The organism is Bifidobacterium angulatum DSM 20098 = JCM 7096 (assembly GCF_001025155.1).
Lineage (GTDB): Bacteria > Actinomycetota > Actinomycetes > Actinomycetales > Bifidobacteriaceae > Bifidobacterium > Bifidobacterium angulatum.
Map to the genome: position 1 here is coordinate 1685074 of NZ_AP012322.1, position 14455 is coordinate 1699528.

The 14455-nt window shown below is 59.0% G+C and carries 21 protein-coding genes; 1 reads left to right on the forward strand and 20 read right to left on the reverse strand.

Features of this window, described 5'->3' with window-relative positions; all coding sequences use genetic code 11:
- Nucleotides 1-2: 2 nt before the first annotated feature.
- From BBAG_RS06775 to adhE, 16 genes are all read right to left on the reverse strand, one after another.
- The gene (locus BBAG_RS06775; protein ID WP_003808046.1) at nucleotides 3-188 is read right to left on the reverse strand and encodes a type Z 30S ribosomal protein S14; all 186 of its coding nucleotides are present in this window, start codon (nucleotides 186-188) and stop codon (nucleotides 3-5) included.
- A gap of 1 nt (nucleotide 189) precedes the next feature.
- The gene (gene rplE / locus BBAG_RS06780) at nucleotides 190-765 is read right to left on the reverse strand and encodes a 50S ribosomal protein L5 (protein WP_003827278.1); all 576 of its coding nucleotides are present in this window, start codon (nucleotides 763-765) and stop codon (nucleotides 190-192) included.
- Nucleotides 762-1097, reverse strand: coding sequence for a 50S ribosomal protein L24 (gene rplX / locus BBAG_RS06785; protein ID WP_003827279.1), 336 nt, complete (start codon nucleotides 1095-1097; stop codon nucleotides 762-764). Before rplX ends, rplE begins: the two co-directional genes overlap by 4 nt.
- 1 nt (nucleotide 1098) lies before the next feature.
- Nucleotides 1099-1467 carry a 50S ribosomal protein L14 gene (rplN, locus tag BBAG_RS06790; RefSeq protein ID WP_003827280.1) on the reverse strand — a complete coding sequence of 123 codons (369 nt, stop codon included), beginning with the start codon at nucleotides 1465-1467 and terminating at the stop codon, nucleotides 1099-1101.
- 139 nt (nucleotides 1468-1606) lie between these two features.
- A complete protein-coding gene (rpsQ, locus tag BBAG_RS06795) occupies nucleotides 1607-1867 on the reverse strand; it encodes a 30S ribosomal protein S17 (protein WP_003827281.1) in 261 nt (86 codons plus the stop codon).
- 2 nt (nucleotides 1868-1869) lie between these two features.
- Nucleotides 1870-2121: a 50S ribosomal protein L29 gene (rpmC, locus tag BBAG_RS06800; RefSeq protein ID WP_003827282.1), complete on the reverse strand. Its 252-nt coding sequence runs from the start codon at nucleotides 2119-2121 to the stop codon at nucleotides 1870-1872.
- A 1-nt stretch (nucleotide 2122) separates the two neighbouring features.
- Nucleotides 2123-2542, reverse strand: a complete 420-nt coding sequence (gene rplP / locus BBAG_RS06805) for a 50S ribosomal protein L16 (RefSeq protein WP_003827283.1) — start codon at nucleotides 2540-2542, stop codon at nucleotides 2123-2125.
- 6 nt (nucleotides 2543-2548) lie between these two features.
- Nucleotides 2549-3352, reverse strand: a complete 804-nt coding sequence (rpsC, locus tag BBAG_RS06810; RefSeq protein ID WP_003827284.1) for a 30S ribosomal protein S3 — start codon at nucleotides 3350-3352, stop codon at nucleotides 2549-2551.
- 2 nt (nucleotides 3353-3354) lie between these two features.
- Nucleotides 3355-3714: a 50S ribosomal protein L22 gene (gene rplV / locus BBAG_RS06815; RefSeq protein ID WP_003827285.1), complete on the reverse strand. Its 360-nt coding sequence runs from the start codon at nucleotides 3712-3714 to the stop codon at nucleotides 3355-3357.
- A gap of 15 nt (nucleotides 3715-3729) precedes the next feature.
- Nucleotides 3730-4008: a 30S ribosomal protein S19 gene (gene rpsS / locus BBAG_RS06820; RefSeq protein WP_003808025.1), complete on the reverse strand. Its 279-nt coding sequence runs from the start codon at nucleotides 4006-4008 to the stop codon at nucleotides 3730-3732.
- 14 nt (nucleotides 4009-4022) lie between these two features.
- Nucleotides 4023-4853 carry a 50S ribosomal protein L2 gene (gene rplB / locus BBAG_RS06825; protein WP_003827286.1) on the reverse strand — a complete coding sequence of 277 codons (831 nt, stop codon included), beginning with the start codon at nucleotides 4851-4853 and terminating at the stop codon, nucleotides 4023-4025.
- Nucleotides 4854-4889: 36 nt separating this feature from the next.
- Nucleotides 4890-5186 (reverse strand): 50S ribosomal protein L23, encoded by a 297-nt coding sequence (gene rplW / locus BBAG_RS06830; protein ID WP_003827287.1) that lies wholly within the window; start codon nucleotides 5184-5186, stop codon nucleotides 4890-4892.
- A gap of 5 nt (nucleotides 5187-5191) precedes the next feature.
- Nucleotides 5192-5851, reverse strand: coding sequence for a 50S ribosomal protein L4 (gene rplD / locus BBAG_RS06835; RefSeq protein WP_003827289.1), 660 nt, complete (start codon nucleotides 5849-5851; stop codon nucleotides 5192-5194).
- 6 nt (nucleotides 5852-5857) lie between these two features.
- On the reverse strand, nucleotides 5858-6508 hold the full coding sequence (rplC, locus tag BBAG_RS06840) for a 50S ribosomal protein L3 (RefSeq protein WP_003827290.1): 651 nt from the start codon (nucleotides 6506-6508) through the stop codon (nucleotides 5858-5860).
- Between the two features lie 16 nt (nucleotides 6509-6524).
- On the reverse strand, nucleotides 6525-6833 hold the full coding sequence (gene rpsJ / locus BBAG_RS06845) for a 30S ribosomal protein S10 (protein ID WP_003827292.1): 309 nt from the start codon (nucleotides 6831-6833) through the stop codon (nucleotides 6525-6527).
- Between the two features lie 649 nt (nucleotides 6834-7482).
- A complete protein-coding gene (gene adhE, locus BBAG_RS06850) occupies nucleotides 7483-10209 on the reverse strand; it encodes a bifunctional acetaldehyde-CoA/alcohol dehydrogenase (protein WP_003827295.1) in 2727 nt (908 codons plus the stop codon).
- 514 nt (nucleotides 10210-10723) lie between these two features.
- On the opposite strand from adhE, the gene BBAG_RS06855 reads away from it, so the two are divergent.
- Nucleotides 10724-11857, forward strand: coding sequence for an ROK family transcriptional regulator (locus BBAG_RS06855; RefSeq protein WP_033508823.1), 1134 nt, complete (start codon nucleotides 10724-10726; stop codon nucleotides 11855-11857).
- Nucleotides 11858-12139: 282 nt separating this feature from the next.
- Here BBAG_RS06855 and BBAG_RS06865 read toward each other — a convergent pair whose 3' ends face one another.
- The 4 genes from BBAG_RS06865 to BBAG_RS06880 form a co-directional block, all read right to left on the reverse strand.
- Nucleotides 12140-12538, reverse strand: a complete 399-nt coding sequence (locus BBAG_RS06865) for a VOC family protein (RefSeq protein WP_003827302.1) — start codon at nucleotides 12536-12538, stop codon at nucleotides 12140-12142.
- Between the two features lie 108 nt (nucleotides 12539-12646).
- Nucleotides 12647-12973, reverse strand: coding sequence for an MFS transporter (locus BBAG_RS08870; RefSeq protein WP_003827304.1), 327 nt, complete (start codon nucleotides 12971-12973; stop codon nucleotides 12647-12649).
- Nucleotides 12973-13215 carry a hypothetical protein gene (locus BBAG_RS08875; protein ID WP_003827306.1) on the reverse strand — a complete coding sequence of 81 codons (243 nt, stop codon included), beginning with the start codon at nucleotides 13213-13215 and terminating at the stop codon, nucleotides 12973-12975. Before BBAG_RS08875 ends, BBAG_RS08870 begins: the two co-directional genes overlap by 1 nt.
- 202 nt (nucleotides 13216-13417) lie before the next feature.
- Nucleotides 13418-14422: a zinc-dependent alcohol dehydrogenase family protein gene (locus tag BBAG_RS06880; protein ID WP_003827308.1), complete on the reverse strand. Its 1005-nt coding sequence runs from the start codon at nucleotides 14420-14422 to the stop codon at nucleotides 13418-13420.
- Between the last annotated feature and the right edge of the window lie 33 nt (nucleotides 14423-14455).

Below are 14455 nucleotides of genomic sequence, written 5' to 3' on the forward strand. Positions count from 1 at the left end.
GTTTACCAACTGGACTTCGTAACGCCGGGCAGCTCGCCGCGGTGTGCCTTCTCACGAAGGCAGATGCGGCACAGGCCGAACTTACGATACACGGAATGAGGACGACCGCAGACCTGGCAGCGCGTGTAAGCGCGCACCTTGAACTTCGGCTTAGCGGCCGCCTTGTTCTTCAGAGCGGTTTTTGCCATATCAGTTCTCCTTGAAAGGGAAGCCAAGGTGCTTAAGCAGAGCGTAAGCTTCCTTGTCGTCCTTGGTGCTGGTCACCACGGTGATATCCATACCGCGCTGGTGATCGATCTCGTCCGGGATGATCTCGTGGAACATGGACTGTTCGGTGAGACCGAAGTTGTAGTTGCCCTGTCCATCGAACTGGTGGCCGTTGATGCCGCGGAAATCGCGGATACGCGGCAGAGCCAGAGTCAGGAGACGATCCAGGAACTCCCACATACGATCGCCACGCAGGGTCACGTATGCACCGATGGCCTGGCCTTCACGCAGATGGAACTGTGCGACGGACTTCTTGGCCTTGGTGATCTTCGGCTTCTGGCCGGTGATGGCGGTGAGGTCCTTGACTGCGCCTTCGATGAGCTTGGAATCGCGGGCTGCAGCGCCGACGCCCATGGAGACGACGACCTTCTGCACACGTGCGACCTGCATGGGGTTGGAGTACTTGAACTCCTTCTCCAGCTCAGGCACGATCTGCTCGTTGTACTGCACCTTCAAGCGCGGAGTTGCCGGCGCTTCGACGGTAGTGGTGTCGGTCATGCCAGCTCCTTTCCGGACTTCTTGGCAACGCGCACACGCACGGTCTTGACCTTGCCGTCGCGAGCCTCTTCCTTGACGTTCACGCCAACGCGGGTGGGCTTCTTGGTCTCCGGGTCGATCAGCATCACGTTAGAGCGATGGATCGGAGCCTCGACGGAGACGATGCCTGCCTGCTGACCCTGCTGGGTGGCGCGCACGTGCTTCTTGACGATCTGAACACCTTCGACGATCAGACGATCGTTGGAGAGCACGCGGGTAACGGTGCCTTCCTTACCGCGGTCCTTGCCACGGATGACCTTGACCAGGTCGCCGCTCTTGATCTTGGCTACCATATCAGATCACCTCCGGGGCGAGGGACACAATGCGCATGAAGCGCTTATCGCGCAGTTCACGAGCAATCGGTCCGAAGATACGAGTGCCCTTCGGTTCACGGCCGGAGCCGAGAATAACCGCAGCGTTCTCGTCGAACTTGATGTAGGAGCCATCCGCACGGCGGTGCTCCTTGACGGTACGAACGACGACTGCCTTGACAACGTCGCCCTTCTTGACCGATCCGCCAGGGATCGCGTCCTTGACCGAGGCGACGATGACGTCGCCCAGGCCGGCATAGCGTCGCTTCGATCCACCGAGCACGCGGATGGCAAGGAGTTCCTTGGCACCCGTGTTGTCGGCGACATGAAGCCGCGTTTCCTGCTGAATCATTGATTCTCCTTAGCCGAGCTGGTTCTCCCCGCACACTGGGCGCAGCAAAGTGACCATCTTTCCAGATGGCCACAATAGCAACACCCCTAGAGGTGTACTTGCTGCGCCCAGTGTACGGCGAGCCTTGCCGAACTTTTATTTACTTGGCGCGTTCGATAATGCTATCGAGACGCCAACGCTTGGTCTTGCTCAGAGGCCGAGTTTCCATAATACTCACGAGGTCGCCAACATGGGCTTCGTTGTGTTCATCATGGGCCTTGACCGTCTTGGTGGAACGAACGACCTTGCCGTACAGCGGGTGGGTCGAACGCTTCTCAAGCTCCACGGAAATGGTCTTGTCCATCTTATCGGACACGACATAACCGCGGCGAACCTTGCGGAAGTTGCGCTCTTCTGCCATGTTCACTTCTCCTTAACGGTTTCAGCGGCCGGCTCAGCGGTGATGCCAAGCTCACGCTCACGCAGCACAGTGTACATGCGGGCAATGTCATGCTTGACGGCCTTGAGACGAGCCGTGTTGTCGAGCTGACCGGTGGCGGACTGGAAGCGCAGGTTGAACAGCTCTTCCTTGGACTTCTTCAGGAAGCCTTCGATTTCCGCGTTGGTCTTCTCGTTGAGATTCTTGATGGAGTACTCTTCGGTTCCGACTGCCATATCAGATGTCACCGCCTTCACGTGCAATCACACGGCACTTCATGGGGAGCTTGTCGATTGCGCGGCGCAGAGCCTCGCGAGCGACGTCTTCGGACACGCCACCGATCTCGAACATCACGCGGCCCGGGTGAATGTTGGCAACCCAGAATTCCGGGGCGCCCTTACCGGAACCCATTCGAGCACCGAGCGCATGCTTGGTGAGCGGACGATCCGGGAAGATGGTGATCCACACACGGCCGCCACGCTTGATGTAACGAGTCATGGCGATACGAGCAGCCTCGATCTGGCGGTTGGTCACGTAGGCCGGTGCCAGAGCCTGGATGCCGAAATCACCGAAGTTGATCTCGTTGCCGCCCTTGGACATGCCAGTACGAACCGGGCGGTGCTGCTTGCGGTACTTAGTCCTCTTTGGGATAAGCATTCTTGCTCACTCCTTCGTTTCCGTGGCAGCGGGAGCCTCGGCAGCGGCTTCGGCCTTAGGAGCCTCAGCGGTCTGCGGCTTGGCTGCGGAACGGTTGCCACGACGCGGGCGGCGATCGCCACGACGGCCGGAGCGGTTGTTCTGCTGTGCCTGCTGCTCTTCGAACTCACGTTCGGTCATGTCGCCCTTGTAGATCCAGACCTTCACGCCGATACGGCCGTAAGTGGTCTTGGCCTCGAAGAAGCCATAATCGATCAGGGCGCGCAGGGTCTGCAGCGGAACGCGACCCTCGCGGTAGAACTCGGAACGGCTCATTTCCGCACCGCCGAGACGGCCGGAGAGCTTGATGCGGATACCCTTGGCACCGGCGCGCATGGCGTCCTGCTGGGCCTTGCGCATAGCACGACGGAAGGTCACGCGGTTGGTCAGCTGCTCAGCGATGCCCTGAGCGACGAGCTGGGCGTCCAGCGCGGCGTTCTTGACTTCGAAGATGTTGAGCTGAACCTGCTTGCCGGTAATCTTCTCCAGCTTGGCGCGAACGCGCTCAGCCTCGGCGCCACGACGGCCGATGACGATACCCGGACGAGCGGTGTGGATGTCCACGCGGACACGATCACGAGTACGCTCGATCACGATCTTGCTCACGCCAGCGCGCTCAAGATCCTTGCTCATTTCCTTGCGGATCTTATCGTCCTCGAGCACGAAGTCGCGGTAGCGTTCGCCGGCCTTGTTGGAATCGGAGAACCACTTGGAACGATGGTTCTCAGTAACACCCAGGCGATAGCCAAAGGGATTAATCTTCTGACCCATCTTTAGCGGTCTCCTTCCTTGTTGGCAACGACGACCGTGATGTGGCTGGTGCGCTTGTTGATACGAGCGGCACGACCCTGGGCACGGGCGCGGAAACGCTTCAGCGTCACGCCTTCGTCCACGTAGGTTTCCTTCACGACCAGTTCGTTCTCGCGGAACGGCTCGCCAGCCCTTTCGGCCTTGACGCGAGCGTTGGCGATAGCGCTCTCCAGGACCTTGCGAACCGGAAGGGACGCGGCCTGCGGAGCAAACTTCAGAATGGTGATGGCTTCAGTCGCCTGCTTGCCTCGGATGAGGTCGACCATGCGGCGAGCCTTGCGCGGCGTCACGCGGACGTGACGAGCGATTGCTTTAGCTTCCATAAGTCATTCTCTCCTTTAGCGGCGGGCCTTCTTGTCGTCCTTCACGTGACCCTTGAAGGTCTTCGTGGGGGCGAACTCACCGAGCTTGTGGCCAACCATGGATTCGGTGACGAACACCGGCACATGCTTGCGTCCGTCGTGGACGGCGAAGGTGTGACCGATGAAGTCAGGGGTGATCATAGAACGGCGGGACCACGTCTTGATGACATTGTGGGTGCCCTTCTCGTTCTGCTCGTCGACCTTCTTCTGCAAGTGGGCGTCGACGAAGGGGCCCTTCTTGATGCTACGAGTCATCTTCTCGACCTTCCTTACTTGCGGTTCTTACCGTTCGGACGACGACGGACAATCATCTTGTTCGAAGCCTTCTTCGGACGGCGAGTACGAACTTCACCCTTGCCCCACGGGGAAACCGGCGGCTTGCCACCGCGAGTACGACCGCCGTGCGGGTGGTCGACCGGGTTCATGGATTCACCACGGGTGATCGGGCGCTTGCCCATCCAACGAGCGCGACCGGCCTTGCCGAGCTGCACGTTGGCGTGCTCTTCGTTGCCGACCTCGCCGACGGTAGCGCGGCAGCGGGCGTCGACGTTACGGATTTCGCCGGACGGCATACGCAGCTGGGCGTAGGCGCCGTCCTTAGCCACGAGCTGCACGGAGGTGCCTGCGGAGCGGGCGATCTTCGCGCCGCCCAGCGGGCGGAGCTCAATGGCGTGAACGATCGTACCGGTCGGGATGTTCTTCAGCGGCAGGTTGTTGCCCGGCTTGATATCAGCCTGAGCGCCGGTCTCGATGACGTCGCCCTGCTTGATGCCCTTCGGCGCGATGATGTAGCGCTTCTCGCCGTCTGCGTAATGCAGCAGGGCGATGTTGGCGGTACGGTTCGGATCGTATTCGATGTGTGCAACCTTGGCGGGCACGCCATCCTTGTCCCAACGACGGAAGTCGATGAGACGGTACTGGCGCTTGTGGCCACCACCGCGATGACGGGAAGTCATGCGGCCGTAGGAGTTGCGACCACCGGTCTTGGACAGTTTGCGAACCAGCGACTTCTCAGGCGTGGAGCGCGTGATCTCGGAGAAGTCCGAGACGGACGCGTTGCGGCGGCCTGCAGTCGTCGGCTTATATACGCGGATAGCCATAATGTAGTTCTTCCTTTAACTTTTCTCGGCTAACCTTCAGTTACCGAAGATGTCGATCGTCTGGCCCTCGGCGACGGTCACGATGGCGCGCTTCTGGGAAGCACGCTGGCCGAAACCGGTGCGGGTGCGCTGACGCTTGCCGGCGCGGTTGAGGGTGTTGACTTTCGTCACCTTGACGTTGAAGATCTCTTCAATAGCCTGCTTGATCTGCACCTTGTTCGCGTTCGGGGCCACCACAAAGGTGTACTGACCACGATCGGAAGCGGCGTAGCTCTTTTCGGAAACGACGGGCTTAAGAATCACGTCGTGTGCCGGCTTGTGAATAGCGACCATCTAAATCAGGCCTCCTTCGGCTCGGTCTTCGCAGCAACGAAAGCCTCGAAGGCTTCCTTGGAGAAGACGACGTACTGCGCGGTGACCACGTCGTACGTGTTGAGCTGATCAACGAAAATCGGGTGAACGGTCGGGATGTTGCGCACGGAGAGCCACTCGTTCACGTTGTCGCGAGTGAGCACGACGGTGGTGAACTTGTTCTCGGTGATCGGGGTCAGTGCAGCAACAGCGGCCTTGGTGGAAGGAGCGTCGGCGACAGCAAAGTCAACGACTGCGATGCGATCGGCGTTAGCGCGATCGGACAGCACGTACTTGAGGGCTGCGGCCTTCATCTTCTTCGGGGTGCGCTGGGAGTAATCGCGCGGCTGAGGACCGAACACGACACCGCCGTGGTACCACTGCGGAGCGCGAATCGAGCCCTGACGTGCGCGACCGGTGCCCTTCTGCTTCCACGGCTTCTTGCCGCCGCCGGAAACATTGGCGCGGGTCTTGGTGGCGTGAGTGCCCTGACGAGCAGCGGCGAGCTGAGCCACCACAACCTGGTGGATCAGCGGCACGTGAGCTCGCACCTCTTCGGCGGAGAAGCCGAAGATCTCAGCAGGAGCCTCAACGGTGCCGGTCTTGGCGCCCTTGGCGTCAGTGACGTTCAGAGTAACGTTTGCCATGATTTATCAGGCTCCCTTCACTGCCGAACGGACGAGAACGATGCCGCCCTTGGGGCCGGGGATGGCACCCTTAATGGCGAGAACGCCGTTCTCAACATCCGCGGAAACGATGGTGAGGTTCTGCACAGTGGAGGTCACATGACCCATGCGGCCAGCCATGCGCTTGCCCTTCAGAATACGGCTCGGGGTTGCGCAAGCGCCGACCGAACCCGGACGACGTTCGTTCTTGTGGGAGCCGTGGGTACGACGGTAGGACTTGAAGCCCCAGCGCTTGATGGTGCCGGCGAAGCCCTTACCCTTGGTGGTGCCGGTCACGTCGACCTCAGCACCCTCTTCGAACACCTCAGCGGTGAGTTCCTGACCCAGCTCGTACTCGGTGGCGTTGTCCTCGCGCACCTCGACGAGGTGACGACGCGGGGTAACACCAGCCTTGGCGAAGTGGCCAGCCAGCGGCTTGGTCACCTTGGTCGGGTCGATCTGGCCATAGCCGATCTGGACTGCGGTGTAGCCGTCGGTCTCTTCGGTCTTGATGGCGGTCACCACGTTGGTGGACACGTCAACAAGCGTGACGGGAACGAAGAAGCCGTTCTCATCCCACACCTGGGACATGCCGAGCTTCCTGCCCAGCAGGGCCTTACGATCTGCTCTTTGCGACATAGCGGTTCCTCCTCCCTTACAGCTTGATCTCGATGTTGACATCTGCGGGCAGGTCGATGTGCATCAGGGAATCCACGGCCTTAGGGGTCGGGTCCACGATGTCGATAAGACGCTTGTGCGTGCGCATCTCGAAGTGCTCGCGAGAATCCTTGTACTTATGAGGAGAACGAATAACACAGAAAACGTTCTTCTCGGTCGGCAGCGGAACGGGGCCAACAACAGTTGCGCCCGCGTTCGTCACCGTTTCGACGATCTTCTTCGCCGATTGGTCGATGACCTCGTGGTCATAGGACTTAAGCCTGATGCGGATTTTCTGTCCCGCCATTGCCGTCCGCCCTTTCTAGCGATTCGTGTACTGTTTACCAGCCTGTTTCGTGTTAAGGGCACCGGCGCGTATGGCCTCCGTTGGACATACGTCCCACTAGCGGTCATCCATCATCAGTGCGCGGCCCATTGCAATCACCGAAGTAATCGCAACCCCGCGCTCGCTTTTTTAATTCCAATTTGCGAGCCCAAAACAGGCAACTTGTTTATTAAAACATTGGGGTGTGACTAATACGGCCGCTTTAGAATCCGGGCGTGTCGCTCCTGCGGCCGGTAGTAGTACATATGCGGATTCGAGGCTGATGACACGCGTCCCCACGCTACAGGAACAATCCTCGTAATCATATGCTCCACGCCACAAGCTGATCGGCAAGACCATTCAACAGCCATATGGCATCCCAAGGAAATGCCGTGCACAACATGAATCCTCGCACCATAATTGGCGCACCACACTCGGCACCGCACGCAGAAGTGCCATGCCGGTATTGTTCCGAGAATCACTTTACGAATAAACAAATAATGGACCCCACAGATGATCTCTGTGGGGTCCATATCCGCTATTCGCTCATGGATGCGATTATCCGCACCGCATCACCTATATACCTATATATAGGCATGCATACGGCGATCTTATCCGTGACTTGAACAGATCACACGCGCTCGGAGGCTTCCTCCGTGGCGGCCTCGCCCTCACGCTCCACGCGAATCTTGTGGCCTTCGGCCTGAGAGACGCCATAGTACGCGGCCACGGCGATGTCCTTCATATCGTTGATCAGCGGGATACGCGGATTCGCCGGGGTGCACTGATCCTCGTAGGCACGCATGCCGGCCTGATCGAGGATGGACCAGAAGAAGTCCTCGTCCACACCACACTCCTGGAAGCTCTTGTTCATGCCGAGCTTGTTGTCGCGGTAATCCTCGACGGCCTTCGCCAGGTTCTCCACACCTTCGGCCGGGGTCTTGCCCGGGTCGACACCCAGGTTCTTGGCAATCTCCTGGTAGCGTTCCGGCGCGATGTACTTGTTGTACTTCGGCCAGGAGGTGGGTTCCTCAGGAATCTGGCCGTTGTAACGGATCACGTACGGAAGCAGGATGGAGTTGGTGCGGCCGTGGGCGATGTGCAGCAGCGCGCCCAGCGTGTGGGCCATGCCATGGCACATGCCGAGGAAAGCGGAGCCGAAGGCCATGCCAGCCATGGTGGCGGCGTTGTGCATCTTCTCCTGGGCGTTGGTCTTAGCCAAGCCTGGCTCACCGTTGACGGATTCCGCCAGATTGTCCCATACCAGCTTGGCCGCGTGCAGCGCCATGGCGTCGGTGAAGTCGTTGGCGTACACGGACACATAGGCTTCGAAGGAGTGGGTCAGAGCGTCGAAGCCAGCGTCGGAAGCCAGCTTGCGCGGCTGGGTGCGTGCCAGCACCGGGTCGACGATGGCCACGGACGGAGTCAGCGCATAATCGGTGATCGGGTATTTGTAGCCGGTCTTGTGATCGGTGATCACGGCGAACGGCGTGACTTCGGAACCGGTGCCGGAGGAGGTCGGAATGCACACCAGCTTGGCCTTCTCGCCCAGCGGCGGGATCTTGAAGGCGCGCTTGCGGATATCGAAGAACTTCTCGCGCACATCGGAGAAGGCGATTTCCGGGTGCTCGTACAGCAGCCACATGATCTTCGCGGCGTCCATCGGGGAGCCGCCGCCGACCGCGATGATGGTATCCGGCTCGAACTCCTCGCGCATCATCGCCGCGCCCTTCTCGACGGTGTCGACGGAAGGCTCCGGCTCGACGTAGTCGATGATACGGAAGGTGACGCGATTGTCGCGCGCACGCAGCTGGTCGATGATCTTATCGACGATGCCGAGCTGTTCCATCACCTTGTCGCACACGATGACGGCCTTCTCGATGCCGTACATGTCGCGCAGGTATTTGATGGCATTCGGCTCGAAATAGGTCTTGGCCGGGATCTTGAACCACTGCATGTTGTTGTTCCTCCGAGCAATGCGCTTGATGTTGATGAGGTTGACGGCCTGCACGTTGCCGGAAACCGAGTTGCCGCCGTAGGAGCCGCAGCCCAGCGTGAGCGACGGGGCGATGGAGTTGTAGATATCGCCGATGCCGCCAAGAGAGCTCGGCTGGTTCCAGATGATGCGGCATGCGTGCATGCGCAGACCGTATTCACGGACCAGATCCTCGTTGTTGGTGTGGATGGCGGCGGTATGGCCAGCACCGAGCTTAAGCATGGTCTCGCACATCTCGAAGGCCTGCTCCTTGTTGTCGGCCTTCAGCACGGCCTGCACCGGGGCGAGCTTCTCGTGGGTCAGCGGCTCGTCGTCGGAGACCTCCTTGCATTCCGCGGCCAGAATGGTGGCGTCGGCCGGAATCTCGAAGCCTGCGGCCTTGGCGATGAACTGCGGGGATTTGCCCGGCACCACGGAGTTCAGCTTCGGGGTCTGGCCGCTGCCTGCCACGCAGCCGAACATGTACTGCTCGAGCTTGGCCTTCTCTTCCTTGTTGACGAAGTATGCCTTGCGGAGCTTGAGCTCCTTGATGAGGTCCTTGTAGATGTCTTTGTGGGCGATGATCGCCTGTTCGGTGGCGCAGATCATGCCGTAGTCGAAGTGCTTGGACAGCACCAGGTCGTTGGCGGCGCGGACGATGTCCACATCCTTGTCGACGTATGCCGGCGCGTTACCGGCGCCGACGCCGAGGGCGGGCTTGCCGGAGGAGTATGCGGCCTTGACCATGCCCGGGCCGCCGGTGGCGAGGATGGTGGCGATGCCATCATGCTTCATCAGGGCGCCGGTTGCCTCGATGGAAGGATGCTCGATCCACTGGATGCAGTTCTCGGGGGCGCCTGCCTCGATGGCGGCGTCGCGTACGATCTTGGCGGCGGCCACGGAACAGTTCTGGGCGCCCGGATGGAAGCCGAAGATGATGGGGCAACGGGTCTTCAGTGCGATCAGGGACTTGAAGATGGCGGTGGAAGTCGGGTTGGTGACCGGGGTGACACCGGCGACCACGCCGACAGGCTCGGCGACCTCGTCGATGCCCAGCACATCGTCTTCGCGGATGATGCCGACGGTCTTCTGGCCGGCCATGTAATGGGTGACGTGCTCGCAGGCGAAGATATTCTTGGTGGCCTTGTCCTCGACCAGACCACGGTGGGTCTCGTCCACGGCCATCTTGGCGAGTACCAAATGCTTGTTCAGCGCCGCCACGGAGGCCTTGGCGACGATATGGTCGACCTGCTTCTGGTCGAGCTTTTCGAATTCGACGAGAGCCTTCTGGCCCTTGGCCACGAGTGCGTCCACTTCAGCTTCGGCTGCGGCGAGCTTTTCTTCCGGAGCCGGCTTCGCTGCGCTGTTCTTAGTCTCTGCCACTGTAGGATCCTCCTCTAATAGAGATCTGAAACGTGGTGCGTTATTCCCTAACGCTGATTGCCGCAATGCAGCAGTCCTGTCACGGCGACCCGTGACATTCTCGAATCGCCTGTGACCTGCCCCACAATATACATGAATGTCTACACCTTTTCACACTCTACGCGGGTTGTGTGTTTCATGTTCGTTATTGATGCATTGATGTGTAATTGCGAACTTTTTTTGCAAGAAATCATGTTCATTTTAATGATTTTGAGCGTTTTTGTTAGTTTCTACACAGAAGCAAACATGACATATACCCTATTTTCGAAAGTAGTTTTGTAAAATTAGTATCACATAACGCCTGAATCATACACACTTTACACAACAGGCTTTCTAAAAGCGGGGAAAATACTTGGAATTCCAAGGTAATCACGCACGGAAAATACTGAAGGCAATTACTGCGACCGACTTGCCCGACATTTCTAAAAGCCTTTTGATAAAGTGGGGTTCAGACACGCAACGGAAGGAACCAACGATGAGTTCACCCTCGACCACCATTAAAACCGCAAACCGACAGGCCATCATCAGCCATCTGTATCATCATGGCCCGCAGACCAAACAGATGCTCGAACGTGAGCTCGGCCTGAGTCTGCCCACCATCACACAGAATCTGCGCACCCTCACCGACGAGGGGCTGGTCGAGCAGGGCGAGCCGATGGACTCAACCGGTGGACGCAAGGCACAGACCTTCGTGTTCAAAGCGCAATCCCACGCGGCAATCGGCATCACCATGCGAACAAACGCCATCACCATGGTGGCGGTGGATCTTTACGGCAACGTCATTATGCGCAGGCGCAAACGCGCAACATACTGCAACGACAGCGATTACTACGATATGGTCGGCGACCTGGTCACGGAATTCGCCGGTAAGGTCGTACGGTCCGGCAGCGAGGTGCTCGGCGTCGCCTATTCCATGCAAGGTATCATCTCCGCCGATGGTACAGCCATTACCTTCGGCAAGATCATGAGCAACACCGGGCTCACACTGGAAAAGCTCACCCGTCACATCGAACTGCCGGCCATTATGATCCACGATTCCGACGCCTCCGCCATGGCCGAACTGTGGTTCGACCATACGATACGCGACGCGGTATGCGTATATCTGGAACGCAGGCCGGGCGGCGCCGTCATCGTCAACGGCTCCCTATACCAGGGCCCGAACCTGAGCAACGGCACCATCGAACATATGTGCCTTGTGCCTGGAGGACGAATCTGCTACTGCGGCCAGCGCGGCTGCGTGGACACCTACTGCTCCCCCGAGGCGCTGGCCATCGACGGGGAAAGCCTATCGGGATTCTTCTCAGTACTGGCGCAAGGCGAGCCTGAGCACAGGCAGCGATACGGGGAATGGATGGACCATGTAGCACAGGCCATTGCCAATATTCGCGCCGTATTCTCCGGAGACATCATTATCGGCGGCGAGGCATCGCAGTACCTGGATGACGACGCCATTACGGATCTCAAACGTCGCGTGGAGGCCCTCAGCCCATTCCATTCCGAGCATTTCTCGCTACGCAAAAGCAGGTGCACTGACGATCAGAACATCATCGGCGCGGCATTGCGTTTCGTGCAGTCCTATGTGACCGATATCTGCAATACGGAAGTCTGACGGCCACTGTCAGGAACTGGGAATGGTTTTGATGGCGGAGCGGATGGAGTCCATGCCGGCCCCATCGCTGAGACGCCTGGCGAAAGCGCAACCGCCGCCAATCCCATTATCGCAATCATGCCCACCGGACTTTCCGCATTCAACAGTCATCAACCTCAACCGCATGCAGAACCCTCATACCATACACGCGCAAAGCCGCATGATATATAAACGGCGAGGGGTGTGCCTCCATCCGATTTCCATGAATGAAGACACGCCCCTCGCCGTTATCCAGTAACAGACTCAGACGATCTGGCAGAACTCGATGGTCTCGCCGTTCGGCCCGTACACATTGAAGTAGCGGATGCCATGCTCCCAGAAGCTGTCGATGTGCTGAATCTCGGTGTCTTTGAAGTTCAGACCGAGTTCCTTGGCGTTCTCGAATGCCGCTTCGATGTCCGGAGTATCGAATGCCCAATGGTTGATGGCGCCAGTGGTCATCGGCGCAGGCTCGCCCTCCCACGTCTCGATGGTCAGATGGCCGTAACGCAGGAATGCACAGCGGTTCTCGCCATTATGAAAGATGCCGGCCACTTCGAATCCGAGCTTCTTGGTGTAGAACTCGATGGTCTCGTCGAGATCCCTGGCGATCATGCCGGAATGCTGCAGATCAGTGGTGAATGCGGTCATGGGTTTGCTCATGATGGTTCTCCTTTGAAGTAATTGAAATAAATATAACGAATATGCCTTGCACACGCCCCGGCGCAACGCCGTACAGCCTGCCGATCATCGGTATTCTATTGCGCGGAATCAGTCAGCTTCCGCCCCCTGCCCCGCCGACTTGATGCGGTGACCATGCTCATCGAACCCGGGCTGCTTCGGGCGGATGAACAGCGTGAGCACGAACGCCAGCACATACAGCGCAGCATAGGTCCAGCACACACCGCCATAGCCGATGGTCGGCAGCAGTATGGTCGCGATACCGGGACCGGCGAATGTGGTGAGACCCGCGGCAAGGTTATACGCGGACAATGCGGCACCCTGCCTGCCTTCGCCTGCGTACAGCGTCATGATGGTCGGCAACGACGAGAAGGCACAGGTGCCGATGCCCACAATGATCGCAGCAATAATCATCATCAGCGCATTCGCGCGCCGAACATCTCGGCAAGTACGCCGGCAGACCACCCGCCGAATGCCGCGAACAAGCCGTATACGGTGGTGACCAGCAGCGACGCCTGGGACGAGGTGAATCCCTGATCCACCATGAACTTGGACAGGAAGGTGAGTTCGAAACCATCACCGGTCATGAAAATCGCGACGGCCAAAAAGCCGAGCATCAGTACACGAGGAACGCCGAGACGCTCAAGCACCCTAATCATTTGCAATAACCCCCACTCGACTTTCGCTCAACACCGAGGAAGCCGCTTCATAATACACACATTGTAACGAGCTGGGGATGCCGCAGCCCCTTTGCCGCAGCACCCGGTATGGACGGGGATGGATGGCCGCCGCACCAGAGAGCACAATTTGCGGCGGCCTTGCAATACCACTGACGAATTGACCTTACAGGGTCACATCGCCTCACTTGCCAACTTTGACGACGGCCTTGGAAACACCGGTGATCTTACCTTCGAGGAAGTCCTGCACCTCTTCGAGCTTGAGCTCATGGCTGATGAGCCCGCCGATATTCATCTTGCCGGAGGAGACCAGCGAGATGGCATCACGGAAGGTCAGCGGGTTGATGAAGGAGCCCCGGATGGTGAGCTGCTTCTTGTAGATGTCGTAGGTGTTCATCTCGAAGTGGGCCTCCTGCGGACCGACTCCGAACATCAGCACCTGCGCACCCTTGCTGGCTGCGGCGACGGCCTGAGCCTGCGTGGTCGGCAGGCCGACCGCCTCGACGATGACATCGTAGGAGTCCGCCGGAATCTGCTCACGCGTGGTGTTGTAGGTTTCGCTCACACCGAACTGCTCCTTGTTGCGCTGCAGCTTTTCATCGAAGATGCCGGCAAGATCGACCTGATGCACACCATAGGCCTGCAGCAGCTGGGCGAAGATCTGCCCCATGAAGCCGTCGCCGATCACCAGCGCCTTCTGATACGGGCGCAGCTTGAGCAGGTCGAGACCATGCACTGCGCAAGACACCGGTTCGATGGCCGCAGCATCGCGTAGGGAGACATTGTCGGGCAGCTTGTAGACCACGGACGCAGGTGCAGTGAACTGTTCGGCAAGGCCACCGTTACGGGTGACACCAACGGCGCTCAGATGATCGCAAAGCTCCGGACGCTGGGTCAGGCAGAACTCGCACTGGCCGCAGTAGATATTCGGGTCGACGGCTACGCGATCGCCCACCTTGACGTTGGTCACCGCGGAACCGACCGCGGCCACAACGCCGGAGTTCTCATGACCAAGCACGATTGGCGGGACTGCGGATGCGGAACCCGGACGGCCTGCATACAGATCGTGATCCGTGCCGCATACGCCGGCATACGCCGTGTTGATCAGTACTTCATTCGGAAGAATCTCCGGGGTATCCAGATCCTGGATCTCGAATTCCTTCACACCAGTGAGCACCAGAGCCTTCATGATTGTTCCTTTCGTCAGCGAAAGCGTTTCTGC